The 26,945-nt window shown below is 61.0% G+C and carries 12 protein-coding genes; 8 read left to right on the plus strand and 4 right to left on the minus strand.

Annotated elements, in window-relative coordinates; genetic code table 11:
• Nucleotides 1-195: 195 nt before the first annotated feature.
• The 4 genes from DYST_RS02775 to DYST_RS02790 all read left to right on the plus strand — a co-directional run bounded on the left by DYST_RS02775 (nt 196) and on the right by DYST_RS02790 (nt 4,870).
• Nucleotides 196-2,208 carry a TonB-dependent receptor gene (locus DYST_RS02775; RefSeq protein ID WP_239949872.1) on the plus strand — a complete coding sequence of 671 codons (2,013 nt, stop codon included), beginning with the start codon at nt 196-198 and terminating at the stop codon, nt 2,206-2,208.
• Entirely contained in the window at nt 2,209-3,021 is an 813-nt protein-coding gene (locus tag DYST_RS02780) for a TonB-dependent receptor domain-containing protein (RefSeq protein WP_275666966.1), read from the plus strand.
• Between the two features lie 96 nt (nt 3,022-3,117).
• Nucleotides 3,118-4,038 (plus strand): aldose 1-epimerase, encoded by a 921-nt coding sequence (locus DYST_RS02785; protein ID WP_239949876.1) that lies wholly within the window; start codon nt 3,118-3,120, stop codon nt 4,036-4,038.
• A gap of 19 nt (nt 4,039-4,057) precedes the next feature.
• Nucleotides 4,058-4,870 carry an SDR family oxidoreductase gene (locus DYST_RS02790; protein ID WP_239949878.1) on the plus strand — a complete coding sequence of 271 codons (813 nt, stop codon included), beginning with the start codon at nt 4,058-4,060 and terminating at the stop codon, nt 4,868-4,870.
• 70 nt (nt 4,871-4,940) lie between these two features.
• On the opposite strand, the gene DYST_RS02795 is transcribed toward DYST_RS02790, so the two are convergent.
• Nucleotides 4,941-6,374, minus strand: coding sequence for a sugar porter family MFS transporter (locus DYST_RS02795; protein ID WP_239949880.1), 1,434 nt, complete (start codon nt 6,372-6,374; stop codon nt 4,941-4,943).
• A 257-nt stretch (nt 6,375-6,631) separates the two neighbouring features.
• Between DYST_RS02795 and DYST_RS02800 the strand changes: the two genes are divergently transcribed.
• Entirely contained in the window at nt 6,632-8,899 is a 2,268-nt protein-coding gene (locus tag DYST_RS02800) for an alpha-galactosidase (protein WP_239952062.1), read from the plus strand.
• A 71-nt stretch (nt 8,900-8,970) separates the two neighbouring features.
• On the opposite strand, the gene DYST_RS02805 is transcribed toward DYST_RS02800, so the two are convergent.
• The 3 genes from DYST_RS02805 to DYST_RS02815 form a co-directional block, all read right to left on the minus strand.
• A complete protein-coding gene (locus DYST_RS02805) occupies nt 8,971-9,309 on the minus strand; it encodes a hypothetical protein (protein ID WP_239949883.1) in 339 nt (112 codons plus the stop codon).
• A gap of 203 nt (nt 9,310-9,512) precedes the next feature.
• Nucleotides 9,513-9,839: a YkgJ family cysteine cluster protein gene (locus DYST_RS02810; RefSeq protein WP_102304559.1), complete on the minus strand. Its 327-nt coding sequence runs from the start codon at nt 9,837-9,839 to the stop codon at nt 9,513-9,515.
• Nucleotides 9,836-10,507, minus strand: a complete 672-nt coding sequence (locus DYST_RS02815) for a class I SAM-dependent methyltransferase (RefSeq protein ID WP_102304560.1) — start codon at nt 10,505-10,507, stop codon at nt 9,836-9,838. Before DYST_RS02815 ends, DYST_RS02810 begins: the two co-directional genes overlap by 4 nt.
• A 937-nt stretch (nt 10,508-11,444) precedes the next feature.
• Between DYST_RS02815 and DYST_RS02820 the strand changes: the two genes are divergently transcribed.
• The 3 genes from DYST_RS02820 to DYST_RS02830 all read left to right on the plus strand — a co-directional run bounded on the left by DYST_RS02820 (nt 11,445) and on the right by DYST_RS02830 (nt 26,730).
• Complete coding sequence (locus DYST_RS02820) at nt 11,445-11,666, plus strand: TonB-dependent receptor (protein ID WP_102304562.1); 222 nt, start codon at nt 11,445-11,447, stop codon at nt 11,664-11,666.
• 737 nt (nt 11,667-12,403) lie between these two features.
• Entirely contained in the window at nt 12,404-26,584 is a 14,181-nt protein-coding gene (locus tag DYST_RS02825) for a putative Ig domain-containing protein (RefSeq protein WP_239949885.1), read from the plus strand.
• Nucleotides 26,581-26,730 (plus strand): hypothetical protein, encoded by a 150-nt coding sequence (locus DYST_RS02830; protein WP_239949886.1) that lies wholly within the window; start codon nt 26,581-26,583, stop codon nt 26,728-26,730. Before DYST_RS02825 ends, DYST_RS02830 begins: the two co-directional genes overlap by 4 nt.
• The last annotated feature ends 215 nt before the right edge of the window (nt 26,731-26,945 follow it).

A 26,945-nucleotide genomic window follows, 5' to 3' on the forward strand; every position in this document is an offset into this window, starting at 1 on the left:
TAGGTGGCGGCAAGTTCGTGTTGTTATTAATCATACCATATGCTCATATGCCGATCCACGCGGACCGGCCTTCTTGTCGGTTGGCGTCGCACAGAGGGTTCGCTTCGGTGAACTCGAGCGACCTCGGCGGTCGCTGCCATCACCTGGTGGCACGGCTACCAAACAAGAACAGCGTCTTTGGGAGAGGAAGACATCATGCAGACGAAGAAGCTCACGGTGGGCATCCGCAATGCGTTGTTGTGCGCGTTCGGCGCCGCATGCGGGTTGGGGGTGAACGATCTTTACGCGCAGGTCGCGACGTCCGCTGCGGCGCCTGCGCCTGCGCCAGCGACATCGGCCGCGCAGGATGGGGGCGCTGCCGCCACTGATGCGCAAAAGAACGCAACCAATCTCAATGCCGTGCAGGTGACCGGTCAGCTGGAGTCGCTGCTGCGCGCGCAAGAAACCAAGCGCGATGACATCGGCGTGGTCGATTCGGTGTCCGCTGCGGAAGCGGGCCAGTTCCCTGACCAGAATGTTGCCGATGCATTGCAGCGCGTACCGGGTGTGTCGGTGAATCGCAGTGGAGGCGAATCCTCCCAGATCACTGTGCGCGGCTTTGGCCCGCAATTCGTCAACGTGCTGGTGAATGGGCGTGACATGGCCTCATCCTCAACCGACCGCGCGTTCGATTTCGACGTGCTGCCGGTGGAGTTATTGCAGCAGGCGGTGGTCTACAAGACCGGCATGGCCAACCTCGACGAGGGCGGCATCGGTGGCACCGTCAATCTGGTGACTGCGCAGCCCATGGATTTCAACGGCTTCCACGCCTCTGCGAGCGCGGGTGGCATGAACGACACCTCGGCTGGCGGCAAGGTCACGCCCAAGGTGTCGGGCATCATTGGCAATACCAACGCCGACCATACCTTCGGTTGGCTGGTCTCGGCGGTTTACTACAAGCGCGACCACGAGACCCAGTCGGTGGATACCTCCGGCTGGATGCATATGGGCTTCCCGTGGGTAAATCCGAACTACACGGACGTCTATCTTCCGCAGAGCCTGCAAGGCTCGGTCACTCACGAGAAGCGCACTCGCCAGGCGCTCAGTGGTGCGATCGACTGGAAGCCTATCGACGACCTCACTGTGAAAGTGGATGGCTTGTACTCCGAGTACAAGGTGGACTACGGCTACAACGCTTTCGGCCTGTATACCAATCCGTATGTGATCGACTCCATCACTCCGGGCGCAAACAACACCGCGCAATCCTTCAGCGAGAACGCGACGGGCGGCATGTCAAACGACTACATCAAGGAGTCCAATCCACGTGACTCCAAGAACATGCAGTTTGGCCTCAATCTGAACTACCAGATCGACAAGGACACGCAAATCGATCTTGATTCCTCGGTTTCGCGCGCCTGGAACAAGCAATCGGCGAACGGTTACTTCGTGGTGGTGGGTACGCGCAACATCGGCGTCAATCCGGCTTGGACCAATAACGGCGACAGCCTGTTACCCAGCTACACCGATTTTCTCTCGCCCACCGACGTCAATGATCTGCATGCACACGTGACCAACGAGGGTACGCAGAGCCCGAATGTGAGCAACGGCATTTTTGCGAACCGACTGCACCTTTCGCACACGTTCCAGGAAGGCGTGCTGTCCCGGTTGGACTTTGGTCTGGAGCAGTCGTCCCAAACCAAGACGATGGATACCTACAACACGCCCAACAGTTTCGGCTGTGCGGAATATTGTGGTTACGTAGCGACCATCCCTGCTTCAGCGATCGGCGCGCACGTGGCGAATTTCGGCTCGCTGGTCGGCGGCGTCTCGCCGGGCTTCCCGTCGCAGTGGGTCGACTATGACGTCAACAAGCTGTTCGCTTATCTCGCCACGCCTGCCGCGTACAATCAGCTGCCGAACGCCGACGCTTTCAAAGCGCAGTTGGACGCCAATGGCGGCAGCTTTGGTGCAATCCCCGATCCACAGAAGTACAGCCGCATCCACGAACTGGTGCGCGCGGCCTACGCGATGGGTACGCTCGACGGCAACATGGGCGAGATGCCGTGGGAATTGAACCTGGGCCTGCGCTATACCAAGACCGATACGACCTCAGAGGCCTATTCGGTACCGCTGGTGTCGCTGGTAGTAAATCCCAATGACCCGACCAATGCGATCCCGACCTACGGCTCGATATCGCCGATCAGCGCACACGGTAGCTACAGCAACTGACTGCCGTCGGCGAGCTTCCGCCTGAACCTGCGTGATGACCTGCTGTTCGGCGCCGCTGTGTCCAAGACGCTCACGCGTCCGGATCTAAGCAACCTGTCTGCTGCGGTCGGCTACGATTTCCGTCCCACCGACCAGACCATCACCAAGGGCAACGCGGAGTTGAAGCCCTATCTCTCCAAAAACCTGGACCTGGGCTTGGAGTGGTACTTTGCCGATACCAGCTACGTGTCGCTGGATACCTTCTACAAGAAGGTGGACAACTTCAGCACGCTGGTGACCAGCACCACCGAGGTGCTCGGCTTTCCGTTCCTGCTGACTGAGCCTGTGAACCTCAATAGCGCCGCCATCAAGGGCGCGGAGTTCACCTTCAATTACCAGTTCACCCACTTGCCATCGCCGTTCGACGGTCTGGGTGTGGCGACCAATTACACCTATGTGACCAGTAGTGCATCGGCCAGTGGTAGCGAGATCAGCACCACTGGCAAGTTCGCCATCCCTGGCATTGGTAACTCATCCAACGCGAGCCTGTTCTACCAGAAGGGTCCGGTGGAGTTGCGTCTGGCCTACAACTGGCGCCAGGCCTACCTGAACTCGATTGCCGGTGCGCAGGGTCAGCCGACCACCGTCAAGTCCTATGGGCAGCTCGACTTCAGTGGCACCTACCATCTGAACAAGAACGTCTCGTTCTACCTGCAGGCAACCAACCTCAATAACGAGAAGATCTATCAGTATCAGGTGTATCTGGATCGCGAAAGCTACGCCGAGGCCGATGGCCGGACGATTGCTGCTGGCGTGCATATCGACTGGAAGTAAGCTGGTTTGACCTAGTTCGTGGCGTATCTGCGGCGAACTGTATCGAGCGGCTGCGTCCATCAGGGCGCGGCCGCTTGCATCATGAAGGGTATGGATATGATCGAACTGAGCGGCATGGCGTTAGCGGCAGGCATTAGTCCGCCATTCGGCGGCGGCCTGGCCTATTTCGACGCGTGGCGCGAGGGCGTCAGGGTTCCGCTGATGCGGCCGCTACGATCACCCGCGATGTCGCCGGGTGCGTTCGAGCCGAACCGACTGGCCTGCTATCCGTTGGTGCCCTGGAGTAACCGCATCGACCGCGGCGGTTTTGAGGTGGATGGCGCGCATGTCGCGCTGTTGCCGAACCGTGCGGATGATCCGTATCCGATTCACGGCACCGCTTGGCAGCGGGCATGGCGGGTGGAGCAAGATGGGCCGGACGGCGCTTTGCTCGTGCTCGACGATGCGACGCCGGGCGCCTATACCTACCGGGCGGAGCAGCGCTATGCACTGCGCGGCGACACGCTGCGTATAGCGCTGACGGTGCGCAACGAGGGTGGAGCGCCGCTGCCGTTCGGACTCGGGCTACATCCGTTTTTCCTGCATCATGACGGTGCGCGCTTGCGCGCTGCGGCGACGCAGGTGTGGCTCAATGATGGCCATTCCCCGATTCCGGTCGAACGTGTCGCGGTGCCGTCAGCCTGGGATTTTCGCACCGGCCGTGCGCTGCCCGACGATGAGATCAACCACTGTTTCGTCGGATGGAATGGCCGGGCGACCATCGAGTGGCCGGGGCTAGGGTTGGCGCTCGACCTTGCTGCTGATATGGATGCCTTCATTCTCTACACGCCAGCGGGCACTGACTTTTTCTGCTTTGAGCCGGTGGATCATTGCATCGATGCTGTGCATCGCCCTGGTGGTGCGTTCGCCAATGGCATGACGCGATTGGCGCCGGGTGAGCGGCTGACACGGCATGTTGCATTCCGTGTGCGCCCGTTGGCAGCGGACGCTGCGCCGCCTTCTCCCTTTGGCCCCTGATGTTGCGAGGTTACTTTCCATGAATGCAAGCACCCACCACTTCAGCGCCACAGGTCAGCCGCGTCTACGGGGCAAGTGCGCACTGATCACCGGTGCGGGCAGTGGCATAGGCAGCGCCATCGCTGAACTGTTCGCGCGTGAAGGTGCGGATCTCGTTCTGCTTGACCTCACCGTGCCTCCCGCCATGGAGGTCGGTGAGTGGCTGATACAGGCGACCGGCCGCCGCATCGTTACGGTGAGTGCGGATGTGTCTTCGTTGGCGCAGGTGGAGGCGGCGTTTGCCGAGGCGCTGGGCGCTTTCGATGGGCTGGATATCCTGATCAACTGCGCTGGCGTCAACGTGTTTGGCGATCCGCTTCAGGCGACGGAAGAGGACTGGCGCCGCTGCCTGGATACCAACCTCGCAGGCGCATGGCACTGCATCCGCGCAGCCTTGCCATCCATGCTCGCGGCGGGCTACGGCCACATCGTCAATATTGCCTCGGTGCACGGACACAAAATCATTCCCGGCGCGTTCCCGTATCCGGTCGCAAAACACGGGCTGATCGGGTTGACTCGTTCGCTGGGTATTGAATATGCCGCGCGCGGCATCCGCGTTAACTCGATCTCGCCGGGGTTGATCATGACGCCGGCGGCTGAACGCTATTTCCAGTCCTGTCCCGATCCGGAAGCGGAACGTCGCCGGCAGGCAGAGCTACTGCCGTGCAAGCGCATCGGCCAGCCGGAAGAGGTAGCCTATGCGGCGTTGTTTCTTGCCAGTGACGAGGCGCGCTTCATCAATGCCACCGATCTGCTGATCGATGGTGGGCGCAGCCAGATCTACCACGACTGAGCACTTGCTCTGCTGGAAGGCGGGAGATCGCTCCCGCCAGTCTGGTCTCAAGCCGGGCTGCGGCGACGATTCAATCCGAGCGGCCCGTCAATCGCGCTTCCATCGCCTCCAGCGGTACGCCGGTCGTTTCGGGTACGCGTCGCAGAATGAACACGAAGCCGCTCGCGCAGATCAATCCGTAGGTCCAGAAGCTGCCCGCAGGCCCCAGGCGCGCATTGAGCCAGGGAAAGCTGTAGGTAAGCACGAAGCAGGCGGTCCATAGGGAGAACACACCCAATGCCACGGCCTGCGCGCGGATGCGGTCAGGGAAGATCTCGGCCAGTAGCACCCAGGTCACTGGCGCCAGTGTGGTGGCGTACACCGCAATAGCCGCCAGTACCAGCAGTAGCACGGGCAGGCCCGTCACGTGCAGCGCGTAGGCAGCGCCGATCAGTGCGTAGATGATGGCCAATGCACTCGCGCCGACCAGCATCAGGCGGCGGCGCCCCCAGCTATCGACCAGCCGCAGCGCGAGCACGGTGAACACCAGGTTCACCGTGCCGGTGGCGACGATGGACTTGAGCGCATCATTCACGTCGAAGCCGGCTGACGCGAAGATGTCCTGCGCATAGTTGAAGATCACGTTGATGCCGCACCACTGCTGAAACACTGCCAGCACTACGCCAATCACCAGGATGGGGCGTACTTCAGGTGCCAACAGTGAAAAGCGCCTAGCGTTGCTGGTTGCCCCGTCGTGAGTCGCTCGGATCGCGGCGAGCACTTCGCGCGCGTAATCTGCGCCGCCAATGCGTTCAAGTACGGTGGCGGCCTGAGCATCGCGGCCGCGCCGACTCAGCCAGCGCGGTGACTCGGGAATCGTCAGTGCAAGCAGCAGGAAAAGCACTGCGGGCACGCCGCCGGAAAGGAACATCCAGCGCCAGCCGTGCTGCACGTTCCACGATTGCAATAGTGCTGCGGCGTCCATGCCCGCCGGTACAGGGCGGGCGATCCATAGGTTGACCAGCTGAGCGATTAGTACGCCGATCACGATAGTTAGCTGATTGATCGCAACCAGGCGGCCACGGACTGCCGCTGGGCTGACCTCCGCGATGTACATCGGTGACAGGCCGGAAGCCAGGCCGATACCGATGCCGCCGACGATGCGGAACGCTGCAAACGAGAGTGCGTCATTTGCTTCGGCGGCGCCGATCGCGCTGACAACAAACAATACCGACGCGATGATCAGCGAGGGGCGGCGGCCGTAGCGGTCAGCGAGCATGCCTGCGCACATGGCGCCAACGATGCAGCCGACCAGCGCCGAGCTCATCAGCCAGCCGGACATAGCTGGGTTGCGCACGCCAAAGTAAGTCTCGTAGAACAGCTTGGCGCCACCGATCACTACCCAGTCGTAGCCAAACAGCAGCCCGCCGAGTGCCGCTACCAGGCAGATCAGCCAGAGGTAAGCGGTGGGTGCGACGGCGGCGCTGTCGGGCAGGGTGCCCGGCATCGAGAAATCGTTATGCATGAGGACATCGGCTCCGCGGGCAGGGTGCGCCCGAGTGGGTGTGGCATGTGCGTCTTGTTTTGTAAATTGTCATACAAAAAGACAAGAAGCAAGGACGGGTTATCGCCTATTTATCGATGACTTGTTGCCAATGGTCATACAATATGTTTGCATCCATGAATCCACTCGCTCGGCGTGTTGCGTCATGGGCGTCTATTCAAAATCGCCGCGCACGATGACGTGACGGCTGCAACAATCTTTGAGGAGCGCGCTAGGTGATGCGACATTCCAGCGGCAAGATGTGCGCCACGGCACTCGTGTTGAGCTTTCTATGGGGCGGTGCTGCGCCAATGTCGCTGGCGGCCGCGCCCGCTGCAGCAAAAGCAGCGGCTAATGCTGGATCGGTGATCCGCTACGACGCTGCGCACAAGTTGTTCCGAATCGATGCGGGACATGTCACCTACGCTTTTGGCATGGATCCTGAGGGTGTGTTGCAGACGCTCTATTGGGGTGCGCGACTGGCTGCGGATGATCCTCTGGGCCCTGCGCATGTATCGCCGGGGTACTCCTCGTTCGACTCGCCGGGCAGCACGTCGCCCCAGGAGTACGCAGGCTGGGGCGGTCGCATCACCATCGCGCCGGACCTCAAAGCGCATTTCGCTGACGGCAATCGCGATTTGGTGATGCATTACGCAAGTCATCGCATCGATGGCAACGCGCTTGAGGTGGAGCTGCGTGATATCCGTCTCGATGTGTCAGTGTGGCTGCGTTACACAGTCGATCCGGCGACAGGCATCATCGGCCGCTCCGCGCGCATCGAAAATCGCACCGCGCAGGCGATGACTGTCGATGAGGCCTCGGCAGCGAGTTGGAACCTGCCGGCAGGCGACGACTACTCGCTGCGCTACCTCACTGGCGCCTGGGCGCGCGAATGGCATCTGCAGACCCGTGCCATCGTGCCGGGCGCCACCGAGCTTGGTAGCCGGCGCGGCACCACTGGCGACCAGAACAACCCGTGGTTCGCCATTGAGCGTGGCGGTCAGTGGAATGAGGAGCACGGCGACGTGTGGTTCGGCGCGTTGGCCTGGAGTGGCTCCTGGCACATCCGTGTTGACCAGGACGTGCTGCATCAGGTGCGCGTCACCGGTGGCTTCAATCCGTTCGACTTCGCCTATCGGCTGGCCCCTGGGCAGTCGCTGCAAACACCCGTGTTCTACGCGGGCTACACCTCGGGCGGTGTCGGTGAGGCATCGCGGTTGATGCACCGCTTCGAGATGAACACCGTGCTGCCCGAGCGTGCCGAAACCAAGCTTCGGCCGGTGTTGTACAACTCATGGGAGGCCACCGAGTTCAAGGTTGATGAAGCCGGCCAGGAGAGGCTGGCGGAGGCGGCGGCCAAGCTCGGTGTAGAGCGCTTCGTCGTTGATGACGGCTGGTTTGGCGCGCGCAACAGTGATCACGCAGGCCTGGGCGACTGGACGGTCAATCGCGACAAATTTCCGCACGGCCTCGCACCGCTGATCAGCAAGGTGCATGGGCTGGGCATGAGCTTCGGTCTATGGGTCGAGCCGGAGATGGTCAATCCCGACAGCGATCTGTACCGCGCGCACCCGGATTGGGCGCTGCACTTCGATGGCCGTCCGCGTAGCGAGGGGCGCAACCAGCTCGTGCTCAACCTCGCCCGCAAAGACGTCGCCGATTACGTGTATGGCGAGCTCGATCGCTTGCTGTCAGACAACGACATTCAATTTCTCAAGTGGGACTACAACCGCAACTGGACCGAGCCGGGCTGGCCGGAGGTTGCGCCGGAGGAACAGCAGAAAGTCTATGTAGCCTTTACCGACAACCTGTACGACATCATCCGCCGGCTGCGCGCGCGGCATCCCGGTGTGGAGATCGAGTCATGTTCCGGCGGTGGCGCGCGCGTGGATCTGGGCATTATGGGCCTGACTGACGAGGTGTGGCCCTCGGACAACACCGATCCGTCAGACCGTCTGTCCATCCAGGATGGCTTCACCTACGCCTATGCGCCCGGCGTGATGATGGCCTGGGTTACCGGCTCACCGAACTGGGTGAACGACCGGCGCAGTTCGCTGGACTTCCGTTTCTTGTCTTCGATGCAGGGCGGGCTCGGCATTGGCGCCAACATCCTTGAATGGACGTCGGAAGAAAGCGCCGTCGCGCAGCGCTATGTGGCTGAGTACAAGCGCATCCGCACTACCGTGCAGCGCGGCCTGTTGTACCGCGTGTTGTCGCCGCGCGACGAGTCGCCGCGATCAGCTACTGAGTCGGTGGCCGTCGACGGAAGCCAGGCCGTGTTGTTCGCCTTCCAGCGGCAAGGCCACGAAGCCGAGCCGTATCCCACGCTGCGCCTGCGCGGACTAGATCCGAAAGCGCGCTACCGCCATCGCCTGATTCATGGCGAAGCGGTAGAAGGCACACCCGTCGAAGCCAGTGGTACGTATTGGATGAACCAGGGCATCGGCTTAGACGTCCGCGGTGATCTGCAGGCGGCCGGTGTGGTGTTCGAGCGAGTGGGGTCGTAGCGGATCATTGATCCGCTACGGAGAACCCAGTGCGCTTGGCGGCGACGAGGGTGATCCATTGCTCTTTGCGCTCAGGCAATGCGCAAGCCTGTCGGGAACGCATAAACCTTGCCCGTGTCCGCTCCGCCACTTCGCGCCTTTTTCCAGGGCGGGGAGAGGTTGCTTCTCGATAGCAGGTCGTAGACCTTTTCCCTTACCCAGTCCCGCTGACCGGGTGGAACCCGGTCTTTGATCGCATTGGCGCGGTCAAAAAATTCGATCCAATACTTTGCGCTGCCATTAGGCTGCAGCATACATGGAACGATTGCTGCCAAGTATCTAATTTCGTTATCTATTTGGTTTTGACTTAAAGGCATCACTGTCACCGTGGCCACATTCAAGACTAACGATTTAAAGGCAAGAGGTGACATCCATAACCGCGAACGAAAGCCAATACTTGGCGGCGGGTACGCGGATGCGGGGTGAGCGTAGGAAGACCACCTCTCACCAGTAAGACGTTTGACCACGCCAGGAAGGAAATCCTTCGGGCGAGCGGCTTCAATCCGGCCAGGTTGGGGTCCGGCCGCTACTGGGCGGCAGAGTGGTTCGACGTGTGGCTAGGGCGCAGTAGAACCTACGCGGCCGATTCGTACCGTGCGCTGACGGCTACGGGGTCGTTGTACTCGGCGCGAACGCTCTTGCAATAGGGTCCATTCATCACAAAGCGGCGGCATACAGCGGGACGGCTTTCATAGATTCCACAGTTCATGCGTACGCTGTTCAAGGCTACGCACCAGCCGTCCTCTCCTCGCTTCATCACATGCAAGCCTTCTGGCGAGTGGGTGGTGAGGTGGCTAGGGATGGAATCTTCCGGTTGCAGGACGACCGTGAGACGACAGCAAACGGCCTCGCACAAGGAGCACTGTGCAGGGTCTTTGGCGGCGTTGGCTGTCTGAATCATGTGCAAGAAGGCTCTCCGCCTCGAATGTAGTGCAGAAGGTTGCCACGGTACGGTGGTGTATCGCGGTCATCCATGGGGCAGCGCTCTTCGGTCAGTACGAAGTGTTGCTCTGCCAATAGCTGGGTGAAGTGCTGACTGTGGTCACTGCCGGGGTCGGTAATCACCACCTCCGCCGATGGGTAGGCGTGCCGCTTGACGACTTCGGCGAGTAGTCGCGCTTGTGCCGATTCGTACAGCACATCACTCGCAATAATGGCATCGAAGCGACCTATCGATAGCTCGGGGGCATCCCAGGGGAGTCGATGGAAGTCAACGGTGGGTAGTGCGTTAAGTGCTGCGTTATAGCTAAGAAAGGACTTGGCCAAGGGGTGTACGTCCGATGCAACGATATCGGCGCCACGACGCTTGAGGACAAGGCAGGCCAATCCGATGCCGCACCCCAGTTCGAGGATGCGCTTTCCGTCTAGAGCGAAGCGATGCATGGCCTGGGCGAGAAGACGCTCCGATGGCCAGAGCTGACCGAAAAGCCCCCATTGCGTAGCCGAAAGCCCCGTGTGTTTACGGTGCCCTTTGGGGTCGGAAAACTGCTGCTTATCGCTCAGAACCCGCAGGCGGTACGTGTGGCCACCGATAGAGAGCTGCTCGTTGCGGGTTGCATAGACTTGCATTGATGCTCCCGGAGAGGCCCTTCAAAGAGGGCGAGGTGAAAGAGGGGAGCGAGGCATGTAGCCCAACAGGCCAATCATGACACGAGAGACGAGGATGTACTTGCGTAACTCACAGTACACCTCGCGTCACGCAGGTGACTCGCGTCATGAGCCGACACTTGACCTGACTTGGCGTTGGCCTTGATCGAGTAAGCGACGGCGTTGCCCATGGTTCAAATCGCGCGCTACCGCATCCTGCGTCCAGTAGATGATGGCGTGCGATTGGAGGTCGCGCCGGAATGGCCTGCATCGCGCGAAAAACGATCGGTTTTCCGGTAGTTGTGTTCCACCTCGGTTGTATCGCGCTTCTTTGCAGAGCCGCGGTAAACGTCATGGATATCAGATAGCGAGATCGGCTTGGTAGGTGGCGCCATGGGCAAGTTCCTTGGCAATCGGGGGACGCACAGGCCATATCGATCTCTCGAGTTCGAGTGATCGATATGGAAGAAAACGGTCTATCGACTAATGAAGGCTGTGATACCAAAGCGCTTCCATGCCAAGGCGAGTAGCGCACACCACCGCCCGATCCACGGTAACAAAATCAGCCTCGCGGAGACGGCGTAGATCGGCAACATGTCCAATGGCGTACAGCGACAACGGACAGCGCTTTACGACCTCACTCAATAGCGCCCATTGCTTGCAACTCAAACCCCGGGTTTGATGCGTGATCATGCGCTCTTGGTCGCGAACTTCCGTGCACACTGTCATATGAGTGAGCGCGGAGAAGTAGGGTGAACTAGCCCACCATACGCCCTTGTGGATCGCCAAGTGTTAGTTTCTTCGCTTTATGTTCCACGCGGGCATCATGCGAGAGCGCTTCCGGGCCATCCCGTACCTTCACATGTAACCTTCATCGGAGGAGTAGTGTCAGTTCACGGTATTCCGTGGAGGGGCGGCTATGCATGATCTATCTGGCATCACCAGCAATGGCTTTGATTACACCGCTCAGTACGATGCGGCGGCGCTGGATAGTGTCATTTGGGCCGCTACCTTCAGGAAGAGCGGGATCTATCGAGGGGTGCGGCACGGACGCGTCTTCGACGTTTCGAAACGGCAGAGTCCTGACGTAAAGCTCGCCGTGATGGAGGACATCGAGGAGATATGGGTCAACGAGCACTGACGGCCATTGGCGCGTAGCGTTGCCTCGCACGCGACCGGACCTTGTATGCCCTTCATGCGATCGCGTTCGCACACACTACGAACATGTGTTGGCGAAACGAGCTGCAGATTACGTTTTCGAACCGCAGCGGACATTAGCTTCGAGGCCGCCTTACTTATCGCGTTACCGGCATGAATGCCTGACGCTTTCATCTGCAAGAGCGTCGCTGCTGGTCTGATAGGTTGCGTTGCTTTGCTCGGCCCTCGTATCGATCGCGTACTCGATTGGGTGGATGCGCTCATCTGTCGATTTATCCGACACCCATGTCGAGCGTGTCGCTTGACTCCAACGGGCGGAGCCAGGGCATCCGCGGTTCGCTGTATACCCCGGGGCCATCATTAGTCGTGGATGCTGGGCTGCCGATGGATTTGAGCCTGAAGCGCCCGAATGGTCGCCTCGGTTGAGGGCGGGGATTCGGGGTAGTGGCTGGGGGTAATTGGTGGCGGGCGTTATCGTGGGTGAGGCGGGGCTGCTCTCGACCTGCAGAGCCAGTTTGGCTGCCCCAAACGACGCCTCTGGTGGCGCGGCCCTCACAGGAGGGCTCCCGTGTGTCACCTGGGGAATGCCCCGCGGCTTCTTTCGGGGGGTGAAGAAAAAAACGATCGGACCCCTAAACTTCTTCCTTTCATCCTGGATAGACATCAGAGGCCCAGCTTTGCGTGGGGCCTACTTACTGAGCCTATCTGGGGATTGGTCGAATGGTCGCAGTCATTTCGGGGAACGGTCTGGGTCTGGGTAACACGTCCTTGACCCAGTTGGGGCAAACGTCAGGAGGACAGGCGTCCATCGGGCAAGCCGGGGGCGGTCAATACCTCAACCTGGCCACCGGCAACCTGGTGCTGCAGAACGCCGATGAAGGCCTCATCGTCGACGGGCTCCCTCTGAATCTGCTGCGCACCTATAACAGCCTCGGGCAAGCGAGCGGCAACCAGGGGTGGTTGTTTGGTTTTACGCGCAACCTGAGTGCTGTCACCGGCACCCTGAATACCGCAGGCAGCACGCTCTCGCGCATTGCCGATGACGGCTCCACCGTCACCTACGCTTACAACGCCACCCTGGGCGTATACGTGAGCCAAGGGCAAAGCAGCGCCGGCGATACGTTGTCATGGAACGCGACCACGTCTAACTGGACCTGGACCGACGGCGCCAGTCGCGTGCAGGAAACCTACAACGCCAGTGGCCAGCTGCAGACCCTGAGCGACCCGGAGACCGGCGCGAGCTACAGCTTTGGCTACAACGCCAGCAACACTCTGAACACCATCACCGCCAGCGACGGCGATCAACTGCAGTTGGGATACACCAACGGCGCTCTGACCAGCCTGACGATCAGTGAGATTCCGCCGGGCGGCAGTACCGCCGTCGTGCGCCAGCAGGTGACCTACGGCTACGACAGCCAGGGCCGCCTGCAGACGGTCACCACCACGTTGGCCTCGGACACCCATAGCAGCAGTACCGCCAGCTACAGCACCAGCTATACCTACGACGGCACCAGCGACCGTGTCACCTCGGTGACCCAGAGTGACGGCACCACCGTCAGCTACACCTACGCCGCGGACAGCAATGGCACCGAACGTGTCGCCACCATCACCACTGGTACGGGCGCCGCGGCGCAAACGCTCACGCTGGGCTACAACCTAGTCACCGACACCACCACGGTGACCGACGGCCTCGGCAATATCACCACCTACACGTACAACGCCGCCGGTGAGCTCGTGCAGGTGGCGGCGCCGGCCGTGAACGGCGGCAGCCCAACCACCCAGTACAGCTACGACGCCAATGGCAACGTGCTGCAGGTCACCGACGCCAACGGCGGCATCACTAGCTACACCTACGATGCCAACGGTAATCGCCTGAGTGCGGAAGACTCGACCGGTCACACCGTTACTTACACCTATAACGCAGACAACCAGGTCACCAGCCAGACCACTTACAGCGTGGCTGCCCAGGGCGTGCCCGGGCAGAGCGGCTACGTGGCTCCCAGCGGTGCGCAGACCACGTACTACGTGTACGACGCCAGCGATCGCCTCAACTATGTGATCGACCCGGTGGGCAACGTCACCGAGCACGACTACGGCACCAGCAGTGGGTTAACGGTGCTGACCAGCACCAAGCAATACGTGGGTGTGAGCTACGCCCTGGCAGGGCTGAGTCCGAGCACGCCGCCGACCCTGGCGCAACTGCAGGGCTGGGTGGCGGGCGGCAACGTACAAGCTGTGCTTGGCCAAATGGTGCGCACAGACTACAGCTACGACGTACGCGGCCAGCTGAGCCAGTCAATCCAGTGGGATGTGCTCAATAGCAGCGGGCTGGGCACGCTTAGTGGCGATGTCGGCGCCACGGTCACCCGCTTCACCTATGACGCCCAGGGGCACCTGCTACAGAGTGCGACGGCGCGCGGTAGCAACCGCACCACCCTGGAGACCACCAGCTACACCTACGACGGCCTTGGTCGCCTGCTCAGCAGCACAGATCCGGTGGGCAACGTCACCAGCTATGTCTATACCGACAGCGGCAACCAGCTGGCCATCACCCAGGCGAATGGCCTGATCACCACGCAGGTGCGCAACAGTGCCGGCGAACTGGTCAGTAGCACTCAATCGGCCAGCGGGCAGGCCAGTCGCGTCACGTCGTATCTGTACAACGCTGCCGGGCAGGCGGTGGCGACCATCGATCCGGCCGGCAACGTCAGCTACACCTTTTACGATGCGGATGGCCGCGTTGCCGGTACGGTGGACGCAACGGGCGCGGTGATCGCCTATACGTACGACGCAGATGGGCATGTCATCGCCACCACGCGGTACGCGACCTTGCTCAGCACCGTTGGCTGGGTCAGTGGCGGCGCCCTTACCAGCAGCTACCCCGCTAGCCTGCCGGTGCCCACGAGCACCGCAAACGACCGTGCCGCGCACACGCTATATGACGCAGCAGGTCGCGTCATTGCCACCATCGATGCGGTGGGTAACGTCGTGACCACCGCGTACGATGGTGAGGGCAATGCGCTTGGCACCACGGCCTACGCCACGGCGCTGACCGGCACGCAATTGACGAGTCTTGGTGCAGCCCCGAGCTGGAGCGCCTTGCAGGCGGACCTGGTCACTAGCGCCAACGATCGGACCACGCACATCATTTACGACGCCGACAATCGTCCGGTGGCGAGCGTCGATGCTGCCGGCTACGTCACCGTCTCAACCTATGACACGGCCGGTCGAATCGTAAAGACCACGGCATACGCCACTGCGCTGACTTCTGCCCAGCTAACTGCCCTGGGTGCCGCGCCGGCGCTAGCTGCGGTGCAGGCGGACATCGCCACGAATCCGGCTGACCAGACCACTCGTACGTACTACAACGACCAGGGCCAGGTTGTTGCGCAGATCGACGCGGATGGTTACCTGACCACGACGTCCTATGACCAGACCGCGCACACCGTTGTCGATACGCGTTACGGCACCGCGCTGACCTCCGCGCAGCTCAGCTCCCTCACCGGCAGCGAGAGCACCGCGGCTCTCGTGGCGTTGCTCGGCTCATCGCCCGCCACCCAATCGACCACCAGTGCTTACGACGCCGATGGGCGGCTGTCCCAGCTCACCGCGGTGGATGGAACGGTAACCGTATACAGCTACAACACCGTCGGCCAGTTGTTGTCCAAGACGAGCACGCCTACCAGTGGTCAGGGCAGCGCACGCACAACCAGCGCCACCTATGACGCCTTCGGCGATGTCGCCACTGCTACGGATGGCAATGGCAAGGTCACCACGTATACGTACAACGTACTGGGCCAGCGCACCACAGCCACGGATGCCCTGGGCAACACCACCTGGACCTACTACGACGCCGATGGTCGCGTCGCATACACGGTGCAGGGTCAGCCCAGCGGTGCCACGCTCAATGCGAATGGCGACCTGGTCGCCTATACCTACAACGCGTTCGGCCAGGTGGCGAGCACGCGTCGCTACGCCGGCATGCTTACACTTACTACCGGCACAAGCAGTGGCAGCACACTTAATGCTGCAAACGCGACCACGGCGCAGGTGGCCGCTGCGGCAACTGCGCTGGCCAACCCGGCCACGGATAGCACTGCAACCTATACCTACACGCTCGACGGCCAGGTCGCCGGCACGATCGATCAACTCGGTTACCAGACCGCCAGCATCTACGACGCCTTCGGTGACCTGATACAGCAGCAACAGCAGTTGAGTGGCCCCAGTAACGCATTGGCCGCGGCCAATAGCACCATCACTACCTACGCCTATGACGCGCGTGGCGAGCGCACTGGCCAAACGGATGGTGCAGGCAGCGCCGTTGCCAGCAGTACAAGTAACGCCTACGACGCCTTTGGTCGCCTGATAAGCGCGACGGATGCGCGCGGTAACACCATCACCTACAGCTACGACAATCTCGGCCGCCAGGTAAGTTCCTCGCAGGTCGTGCAGGGCGCGACACGCACCACGCAGACGACCTACGATGCGTTTGATCGCGTGATGTACACGACCGATGGTGCTGGCAACGTCACCACGTACCAGTACGACCTGGCCAATCACAAAACCATCGTCACCACGGCCGATGGCGTCACCGTGACCACGGTGCGCGATGCCTTTGGCGATGTGGTGACCGTCACGGACGGTGCCGGCGACGTCACCACCTACACGTACGACGGCGACGGCAATCTGCTCACCACCAAGGATGCGCTGGGCAACCTCAGCAGCAATCAGTACGACGCGGACGGCCACCTGACTCAGACGACGGACGCTACCGGCCACGTCGTTACCTACACCTACGATGCCAGCGGCCACGTGTTGGTTCGTACGGTCGATCCGTCAGGCCTGAATCTCGTCACGAGCTACGCTTATGACGGTGAAGGCCGCGAACTAAGCGTTACCGATCCCACCGGTTCGGTGACCGCGTACAGCTACGACGCCGACGGCCATGTGCTAACCCAGGTGCAGGATGCCGGTACCGGCAAGCTCAACCTCACCACCACCTACACGTACGACGGTGCCGGCAGACAGCTCACTGTCACCGTGGGCGCGGGCACGAGTGCAGCACGGACTACCCAGTATGTGTACGACAACCTGGAGCGCCTGAGCCAGACGATCGTCGATCCATCCGGCCTGCACCTCGCGACCAGCTACACGTACGACGGCAACGACAATCTCACCAGCGTCACGGATGCGAATGGGAACATCACGCGTACCGTTTACAACGAAGCCGACGAGGCCGTCCTGAGCGTCGGCGCCACCGGCGCCGTGGTGCAAAAGACGTACGACGCTGATGGTCGCATCACTTCCGTGCACGCGTATGCCACACCGCTGACGAGCGCACAGTTGAGTGCGCTGGGCAGTGCGCCAAGCCTCGCGCAGGTTCAAGCCGATCTCACGGCGACGGGGGCGGATCAAGTCTCCTACACCGCTTACAACGCCGAGGGTCAGGTGCGTTACAGCATCGATCCATCGGGCTACGTGACGGAGACGCGTTACGACAGCGCGGATCGCGTAAGCGAAGTGCTTGCCTACGCCTACGCTGCCACCGTCTCCGCCAGCACGGCAGCAGCCTTGCAGCAAGGCACAGCGTTGGCTTCGCTTGCTCCTTTGGTCAGCGGTGCCGGCAATACCGATGCCAACGCCCAGGCGACGCTTCATCTATACGACGCGGATGGCCGTCAGCGCTTCACCGTGCAACAGAACACGGTGAATGGCCAGCTTGTGGGTGAGGTAACCGAGCAGCGCTATGACGCGGCGGGTCGCGTCACTGCCGCCGTTCAATACGGCAGCCTGCTGACGCTTTCGGCTGGCCAGTCGCTGGCTTTGCAATGGTCGACCAGTAGTGTGGCTCAGGCCTTGGCTAGTGCACCGAGCCATGTCACTGCGCAGGTGTACGACAACGCCGGTCGCCTGCGCTACAGCGTCGACGCCACCAGCCATGTCACCGAAACACAGTACGATGTTGATGGCAGGGTTACCGCGACCATCGCCTATGCCAACGCCATCACCCTGCCGGGTACAGCGACGGTAGCCTCGATGGCGAGTGCGGTGAGTGCTGCTAACAGCGGCACCAGTGGCGCACGGCTGACCACGACGACCTACGATGCCGCCGGCCGCGTCACCGCGACGGGCGATGCGCTGGGCACCAATGCAAGTTTCCAGTACGACGCCACCGGTCTGCAGACTGTCCGCACGAATCGCGACGGTCAGCAGACCTACGTGCTTTATGACAAGGCGGGTCGTAAGACGCTCGAGCAAAGCCCCGCTGTCACCGTTGGCAGTTACAACAGCAGTACGCAGCAGTACCAGACCGCCACGCAGTATCTGTACACCACCTACAGCTACGACAGCGTCGGTAACGTCACGGCGATCGGTCAGGGCACCGGTCCCGATTCGGCCCATGTAACCACGCTGTACACGACAAACTACGGCTACGATGCCGCCAATCACCAAACCAGCACGACCTACGCGGGTGTGGCCAGTACGCATGTGACGTACAACGCGCTCGGGCAGGCCGTGGTGGATCAGGATGCCGACGGCCACTACCAGTACAAGGCATACAACGCCGATGGCGAACTGGCTTACAGCATCGACGGCGATGGCTACGTTACCGCCACTGCGTACGATGCTTATGGCAACGCACTCACCACCACGCGCTACGCCAACGCGCTCAACGTCGGCGCCATCAGTGGCTGGGGTGCCGGCCAGCCGCTAAGCCTGGCGCAGGTGCAGCAAGGGCTGGTTGCATCGGGTAGCGATCGCACCGTTGCCACGACCTATAACCAGCTGAACCAGAAAACCCAGGTCCAGCAATCGTCGATCGCCATCGTGCTGACGGTGGGTCCCTTGGCAGGGCAAGGGGCGAACGGCTCGCCCACAACCACCTTCACCTACGACGCCTATGGCAACCAGACCAGCAGCGCTGTACTGATCCAGCCGGCATTGACGGTGGGCTCCACCAGCTCATCGGCTGTCTGGGCCACCACGTACAACTACTACGACGCACTGAACCACCAGGTGATGACGGTTGACCCCGTGGGTTACGTCACCACGACCGCTTACGATGCCTTCGGCGGCATAACCCGTGTCACGCAGTATGCGCAGGCCATTGGTACCAGTGGCCTCACCACGGCCGCCCAGCCAGGGTTGCCTGCGGCAGGCACCTATGCCACCGGTTATGACCGGGTCATTGCTTACGGCTACGACGCCATCGGTCGCAAAACCAGCGAGTCCGACACCGGTGAATACGATGCAGTGGGTGGTACGGCTGGCCAGTTCAACTGGTCCGCTGGCGCCACCACGGCGAGCAGCGTCACCACCTATGGGTACGATGGCGAAGGCCGCCTCACCAGCCTTACCGTAAACGGACGTACGACGACCACTGCCTATGACGCGGCCGGTCGAGTGATCAGCGTCACGGGGCCCTCGCGTCAGGTCTTGGTCGACAACTGGCAGAGCCAGTTGGCGAGTACCTCGCTAGACCTGACCACCAGCAGCCTGTACACCACGGTCAGCCCGGTCACCACCAGTCTGTACGACGCACTCGGCAACCTGCTCACGACTACGGTTTCTGCGGGTTCGCAGTCGCAGGTCACGCATTATTTCTACGACGCACTCAATCATCAGACGGGTGAGTCGGACACCATGGGCAACTGGTTTGCCACCACGTACGACAACAATGGCAATGTCCTAACCCAGAGCTCGACACTCACCGGCAATGCGGGCTCGGTGGCCGTTACCACCACCTACACGTACGACGCCAACAACCAACAGTTGAGCACAGTGACGCAGCGCAGTGGCGTCGGCGGTAGCGATACCTACTCGCAGGTGCAGTACAACGCGTTCGGCGAAGTGATTGCGCGCGGCGACAACAACGGTCTGGAGGCCCAGTACACCTACAACAATGCGGGTCAGCTCAGCACGGCTCCGGATGCCAAGAGCGGCGCCATACATACCTACGGATATGACCTGGCAGGCCATCAAGGTGTGGATGGCATCTATGTAACGGGTGGCAGCCAGCGCACCTGGACGGTCAATACCCTTGATCTGGATGGTCGGGTCGTGTCGCGCACCACGCCGAGCAGTTCGGCGTCCACGGGCAGCAATGGCACGGGCCAGCGCTTCACGTATGACAGGTGGGGCAATGTCAGCTCGCAGACCGACGAAAACGGCAACACCACCCACTTCTACTACGACAGCCAAAACCGCCTAATTCAGCAGGTGGAGCCGAATGTGCTTGTCGTGTCGGCCAGCGGCGTACGCACGTGGCAACAGCCGACCAAGGAGTGGTACTACAGCGTTGATGGCTGGCAGATCGGCTCCATCGACGAAAACGGCAATCAGAGCTGGAATGCCGTTGACGCGGTGGGCAACGTGGTCATTGCGCAGGATGGCGTGGGCAATCGCACCTACACCGGCTACGACTCGCTGGGTCGTGCCGTCGCGCAGCAGAACCCGCCGACTAACACCGCCACCGGCACCTACGCACGCATCACCTACACCAATTACAACGCGCTCAGCCAGATCGTGCAGCAGGGTGATTTCCTGCTCAACAGCACTGGCAACGGTCGCACGCAGCAGGCGCAGCAGACGTACGCACTCGACTCCAACGGCGACCGCATCCAGGTCACCGATGCGCTGGGCAATACCAGCTACTACAGTTACGACAGCCAGCATCGCGTACTGACCAGCCAAACCGCCATCCAGCATCAAAGCGGTTGGCAGGAGAGCTACACCTACGATGCCAGCGGCAACAAGATCGGCTACACCGACGCCAACGGCAATTCGGAAAGCTGGAACTACGACTACTTCGGTCGCGTGCAGTCGCACGTCGACCTGAGCGGCGCCACCACCACCTACACCTATGACGCCAGCTCCGGCCTGCTGGTGAAGCAGGTCAGCAACTGGGCGCCGAGCGGGCAGGGCAATCCAGGCTATGTGCCGGGCCAGCTTACCGGCAGTGGCAGCGAGCAGGATTACAGCTACTACGCGGACGGACAGGTCCAGCAACTCACGCAAAAGGTCGCTGGCGCGACCTCCGAGTGGGACACCTATCAGTACGACGCCAACGGTAACCAAACCAACGACACCACCTACACCATGGATGGCGGCGGGCTGGCGGTGCATAACGCCACCAGCACCAACTACGACAGCCATAACCGCATCACCACGGTAACCACGGTCAACCCGGACAACAGCGTTGCCAGTACCCGTACCGTCTACAACTACGACGCGGCCGGCAACCGTCGCGCGGTGTTCGTGCAGAGCGCCTACGGCAATGCCGCGGCCATCAGTGGCAGTGGCGCACCGCCCACGGGCGGTCCTGGTACGCAGACGGCACCGGCGGGAAGCTACTGGAATACCAACATCAGTGGCACGTTCACCGACAACGTCGGTTTCGGGCTGACCTTCAGCGCCACCGGCCTGCCGAGCTGGTTGTCGTTGAACAGCAATGGTGTATTCAGCGGCACACCCACGACAGCCGGCAGTTGGACGGTGGCGGTCACCGCCACCGACGTCAACGGCCAGAGCGTGACCACCAATGTCGTGGTCAACGTGCCCGTCGCGGCACCGGTGTTCAGTGCTGGCGCCGCCAACCAGATCGGCGGCGTGGGCGGCGCGCTCAACTTCAGCGTGCTGGGTGCCACCGATCCAAACGGCGCCGCCATCACCTACAGCGCTAGCCAGTCTGGCGGTGGGGCACTACCTTCGTGGCTCAGCTTCAACGCCAGCACGCTGGCGTTCTCCGGCACGCCCGTGCCGGGCAGTGTGGGCACCTACACCATTGCCGTTACGGCTACCGCAGCCAATGGCGGCGTGACCACGGAGACCTTCACGCTCAACGTGCAGTCCACGCCGCCCGTCATCAACGGCACGCTCAGCAGCCAGACGGTCTACGGCACGCGCCAGTTCGCCTTCGGTTTCAATACCGGCGCGTTCTACGAAAGTGACGGCGACACGCTGAGTTACACAGCCGGCACGTACCAGATGCAAACCATTCCGGGCGAGCCGGTCACGGAAAACGACTCACCACTGCCGGACTGGATGACGTTCTACACCAACACGCTCACGTTTAGCGGCACGCCGCCACAGAGTGCCGTGGGGCAAACGTTCAACATCTACGTCAAGGGCAAGAATCCGCAAGGGCAGTACGTCGAGGGCTATTTCAGCGTTACCGTTGCCCAGTACGTGCAGCCGCCGCCGGTCTACAACGGCAACCTGGCCAACCAGTCGGGCGTCATTGGCGGTGCGTCGCTCAACCTGCCGCTGACACCCAATGCGTTCACCGAGTCGGATGGCGGAGCACTCACCTATACAGGCTTGGTGCTCATTCCGGCGCATACGCTCACCATCAACCGGGGTGGCGAGCCCATCGATACCCAGGTGGCTGCTTCGTGGGTGACGATGAATTTCGTGGGACTGAGTGTCAATGCTTCAACCGGCGCGGTCACTGGCGTGCCGGTGGCCATGAGGTACGAAACGTCGTCGTTCTCGACCCCGGTTTACGCAACGATCAGCAGCTACCAGATCCAGATCACCGCGACCAATGCACAGGGTGGTGCGGCCTCGGGCATCTTCACCCTGAACAATACGTATGCGCCTGTTACTGTAGCCAACCCCATGCCGGCGCAGACGTATACGCCAAACACGGCTTTCAGTTACACCATGCCGTCCAACGTGTTCTACGACCCCACCGGCAACACGCTGACGTATAGCGTGAGCAATCTGCCGAGCTTCATGACTTACACCAATGGCTACTTCGGCAACAACGGTCAGTCCGCTCCAGTGGGAACGTATTACATCACGGTCACTGCGCGCGACCCCATTTCGGGGAACACCGCCAGCACCACGCTTACGGTCAATGTCGCGAACGTACCGCCCGCCTTCACTGCCGGCGCAACCAATATTTCGACGATGCAGAACCAGGCCTTCACCTATCAGCCGGCCGGCGCTGTTGACGCCAACGGCGATGCCATCACCTACATGGCGGGCTACTGGAACGGTTCAAGCTGGACCGGGCTGCCTTCCTGGGTGAGCTTCAACGCATCCACCCACACCTACACTGGCACGCCGCCGTCCCCCGGCAGCTACACGTTTTCGATGTGGGCCACTGACTCCCATGGCGCGGGCGTATACGAGACATTCACGGTCAATGTTTCCGCCCAGCCCCAGCCGCCGCAGTACGTCGGCACCATGAACGGCAAGCTCTTTGATTTCGCCTATCCGAAGGCTGTATCCATCAGCATCGCTAACCAGTTCATCGACCCGCAAGGGGCGGCGATCAACTACACATACTCATCGTCCACTGGCGGGATCGTGCCGTCGTGGCTGTACTTCAACGCGTCAACCCTGACGTTCACGGGCAACCCCAACATCCTGCGCGACAGCTATCTGACGTACGGGATCACGCTGACCGCCACCGACGCCAACAACGGCCTGTCCACCAGCATCACCTTCACCATCGGCTACCAGGGCAAGTCCACCGGGGTCAACTCCATGGCGATGCAGGCGCAGTCCGTGCAAGCGGTCCAGGCCGCGCAAGCTGGTGTGCCCGACCTCCAGAGCTTCTGGTTCACCTACGACGCAGACAATCGCACCGTCGTGAACAACGGCGCGCTGAGCAATGGACAGATCGTGCTCACGGGTGGCACGTACGAAGATCCCTCGTTCGCGAACCAGTACGACGCCGCCGGTAACGTCGTCATCCGTAACTCCGTCAATTCGGTCGCATATACCCCGACCTTTACCCACAACGTGACCTACAACGCTGGCGACTTGTTGAGCCAGCAGATGGTTTACGACGGCCGCAACGAACTGGCGCAGTCGTACTACCTCGTTGATACGACCATTGGCCAGAGCAATTTGGGCGTGCAGACCAAGTATTGGTATGACGCTGACGGTCATCAGATCGGTAACAACAACTACTTTGCATCCAATGCCCTCGAGCCGGAGCAAGGCCTGCCCGACATGCCGAACGGCACCATGTACATGCCTATTGGCGGGTGGCTCGAGTATGGCGCGGCCACAAGCTACAACGCTGATGGCCAGGTAACACAGCAGGTGAGCTGGGGCGGCCCGACGCGCGATTGGCACCAGTTGGGCCTGATCTGGGAGAACGGCAACCCCATGCCGGATGAAGGGCAGACGGCCGTGCCCACGACCGCCAGCGACGGCCAGGCCGTCATGGCATCCACCACGACGTACACCGCCTTCGACCATGAGGACAACGTCACCTCCTACAGCTTCTACCAGCCGGGCGTGACAGGTGGCAATCCGGCCTACGGCGCCAACTACACCGTCAGCTACATCCGCAAGGATGGCTATCTGGAGCAAAGCACGGCTGGCACGCCGACCGTCAGCGGATATCTGCCCGCTACCGACACCAGTTACTACGACGCCTTCGGCCAGCGCATCGCCGTCTCGCAGACCAGCCAGAACGGTGCCGGCAACGCCCAGAACGTCACTCGCGTGTTCGCCTATAACGCTACCGGAGAAATCCTTGAGCGTCGCACCGGCACCTCCAGTGGCAGCACGTTCACGCCCAATGGTGGCAACGGCACCGACCACTATGTCTACGCCAACGGCCAACAGATCGGGGACATGGATGAAGCTGGCGACATCAACGTCTCCGGCACGCTCACCGGTTTCAGCAGCGGCAACCCCACGCAGTACGTAGTGGCCTCCGGCGACACGCTGGAAAGCATCGCCCAGTCGGTCTACGGCAACAGCAGCCTGGCGTACATCATTGCTGCCGCCAATGGACTCACAAGTGATAGCGGCCTGGTAGTCGGGCAGGCGATCACTGTGCCGTCGGTGACGACGAATGCGAATACATCAACCACGTTCAAGCCGTATAACCCGGGGCAGATTATTGGCAGTACGACGCCGAGTTTGCCGGCGGCTCCTCCGCCGCCGCCGTCGAGTCATTGCAGTGGGTTGGCGGAGATTGTGGTGGCGGCAGTTATCGTCGTTGCAAGCATTTACACGGCAGGGCTTGCAGCAGAAGCCATGGGCGCAACAGCAAGCTCTACGTGGGCGGCCGGTGCGGCGGCGATGACTGGCGCGAGCTCTGCGGGGGTCGGTGCGAGTATGGCCGCAGCCGCGGCCGGTGGTTTTGTGGGGAGCTTGGCAGGGCAGGCGGCTGGCGATGCAATGGGCGTCAGCCATGGGTTCTCACTGGCAGCGGCCCTCACCAGTGGCCTTGCGTCGGGCTTGACTGCAGGCATTGGCGGGGCGATTGGTGGTCAGGGCGATGACTTCTCCATTGTTGCCAACAGTCAAGGTCATCTAGAGCCGGTCGGCGCCGGGCTTCTGGCCGGAGGCCAATATGCAAGTAATTCATTGGTTTCGAAGGTCACCGGTCAGGCGTCGCACTTCAGTTGGGCTGGATTGATCTCCACTGCGGTCACCTCGGGGATTACCGCTGATGCGGGTCTGGTCAGCGAGCCACTACAGAGCATGGGGCTTAGCTCGGGGTCGTTCGGGAGTGATCTGGCGGCGGGCATTCTGTCCAGTGGAGTGAGTCGCGAGACCACCAAGCTGTTGGGTGACGACCATGTGGCTAGTTGGGGCCAGACTCTGGAGGATGCGTTTGGGAATGCGTTGGGGAATGCCGCTATCGCAGGAATGAACAGCCCGAGCACCGCGCAGCAGGGCTTTAGTTTCGACTTCACTAAGGGCGGGCAGGGTGTAGGCGACACGATGGCCAGCGCGATCGATGGCAACGTTGCCTTGGCCGAAGGTTATGGCGGTCAATCACAAGATCCATTGAGCAATTTACCGCAGGTGCAATCCACCGATGAGCCCACGCTAGTGCAGCCTGGCGACGTGACGCGCTTCAAATGGAGCGCCGATGGGTCTCACATTAGCTGGACCGAGCATCAGCAGGAGGTCAGCTATTCCAGTGGAGGGGGCGATGACTCGGAGCTTCTGCCTATCCCTCAAGGGAATGCCATAACGGATCTTGCACCGGTTACCGTGAATGGAGTTACGGATCTCCCCATGCCGGATCACTTCGATGCCTTGTATCCGACAACGAATGCAGGTGGCGCGCAGATGGAGATTGGGGGATTCAGCGCTACGCCAAGTACCTTCGCAAGCAGGATGTACGACAGCGCCCAAGCAAGTGCTGATGCACTGACCGTGGCCGACGAGGTTTATACGCCGGGAATGGCCGGTATAACGCGTCTGACGCCGAAGGTGCTGGATGGCATAGGTCAACTCTGGGGAGGCCTCTTCGCATCCTCCTACGGAGGGGTGCTGCAGGGCACAAATCCATTCACGCAGGCGTCAATCAATGCTGCGGATGTCAAAAATACACGCTTCAATGTCGCGGCAAATATCGCGGTGTTGGGCGTTTCCGCAGCAGAGGATGGCCTTGAATCGATTGCCTCCCTCTTGAGAGGCACCTTTCAGAAGACTGCAGACGATGGAGTTCAAAACACGGCATCAAAATTGACTTTCGATCCATCGCTAAACGTTGTAGACAAGAATTTCTCTGTCAGAACGGGGCAAATCCTGGCGGATAATCCAGTGGGCTCCGCGAGCTATGCGCGACTACAAAGCCAAGGTACCAATGTGGTCTTTGTGAATGATCCAGAGATGGCATCCATGGGATGGTTTGACCCCAATGCCAATGAGGTGCGAGTGAATATGTTGCTACACTCCTCACCGGAGGATGCTGCGTCCACTATTGTTCATGAGGCCACGCATCAGAACGGATTCTTCAATGGCATTCCGCAGAATACTCAGTACACGGAGTATCAGGCGTTTAGGAACGAATACCTGTTCCAGAACGGCGTGAGGCCACCATTGAACGAGCGGATGAACATTTGGAACGACGTGCAACAGCTCTACCCTGATCTTCCTCAGGGTAAATATCCTTTTGGAGGTCAGCCATGAAGTCTTTGATCGCAGGCAAGGTTTCCAGTGCTGAGACGGTAAAGCTTATTGGCGAAGGATGGGAGTTGCACTGTCCCATCTGCAATGCAACCGTCAAGACGGTTCCGGAGCATTGGGTAAAAGGCACCCCCCCTACATGGAATTGAGTGTCCTGCTGATCAACGCCATTTCATGGTTCACTTCGATGACGGCGCTACGATGAGGGAGATGCGCGATCGCATGAAGGCAAGATCTCCTAAGTAGCGAATGTTTTAATAGGCGCACGCCTCGTGCCGATAAGCCGATAAGGGGCCGGAGGTAGTTAAATAAGGCTCGTTTGTCGCTGAGAAGCGTCCGCCTCGTGCGGACGTTTTTCTTTATG

The sequence above is a fragment of the Dyella terrae genome (genome assembly GCF_022394535.1).
Lineage (GTDB): Bacteria > Pseudomonadota > Gammaproteobacteria > Xanthomonadales > Rhodanobacteraceae > Dyella.

Coding starts and splice junctions, on each gene's coding strand:
- DYST_RS02775 (WP_239949872.1), top strand. CDS start 196: ATGCAGACGAAGAAGCTCACGGTGGGCATCCGCAATGCGTTGTTGTGC.
- DYST_RS02785 (WP_239949876.1), top strand. CDS start 3,118: ATGATCGAACTGAGCGGCATGGCGTTAGCGGCAGGCATTAGTCCGCCA.
- DYST_RS02790 (WP_239949878.1), top strand. CDS start 4,058: ATGAATGCAAGCACCCACCACTTCAGCGCCACAGGTCAGCCGCGTCTA.
- DYST_RS02795 (WP_239949880.1), bottom strand. CDS start 6,374: ATGCATAACGATTTCTCGATGCCGGGCACCCTGCCCGACAGCGCCGCC.
- DYST_RS02800 (WP_239952062.1), top strand. CDS start 6,632: ATGCGACATTCCAGCGGCAAGATGTGCGCCACGGCACTCGTGTTGAGC.
- DYST_RS02805 (WP_239949883.1), bottom strand. CDS start 9,309: ATGTCACCTCTTGCCTTTAAATCGTTAGTCTTGAATGTGGCCACGGTG.
- DYST_RS02810 (WP_102304559.1), bottom strand. CDS start 9,839: ATGATTCAGACAGCCAACGCCGCCAAAGACCCTGCACAGTGCTCCTTG.
- DYST_RS02815 (WP_102304560.1), bottom strand. CDS start 10,507: ATGCAAGTCTATGCAACCCGCAACGAGCAGCTCTCTATCGGTGGCCAC.
- DYST_RS02820 (WP_102304562.1), top strand. CDS start 11,445: ATGCATGATCTATCTGGCATCACCAGCAATGGCTTTGATTACACCGCT.
- DYST_RS02825 (WP_239949885.1), top strand. CDS start 12,404: ATGGTCGCAGTCATTTCGGGGAACGGTCTGGGTCTGGGTAACACGTCC.
- DYST_RS02830 (WP_239949886.1), top strand. CDS start 26,581: ATGAAGTCTTTGATCGCAGGCAAGGTTTCCAGTGCTGAGACGGTAAAG.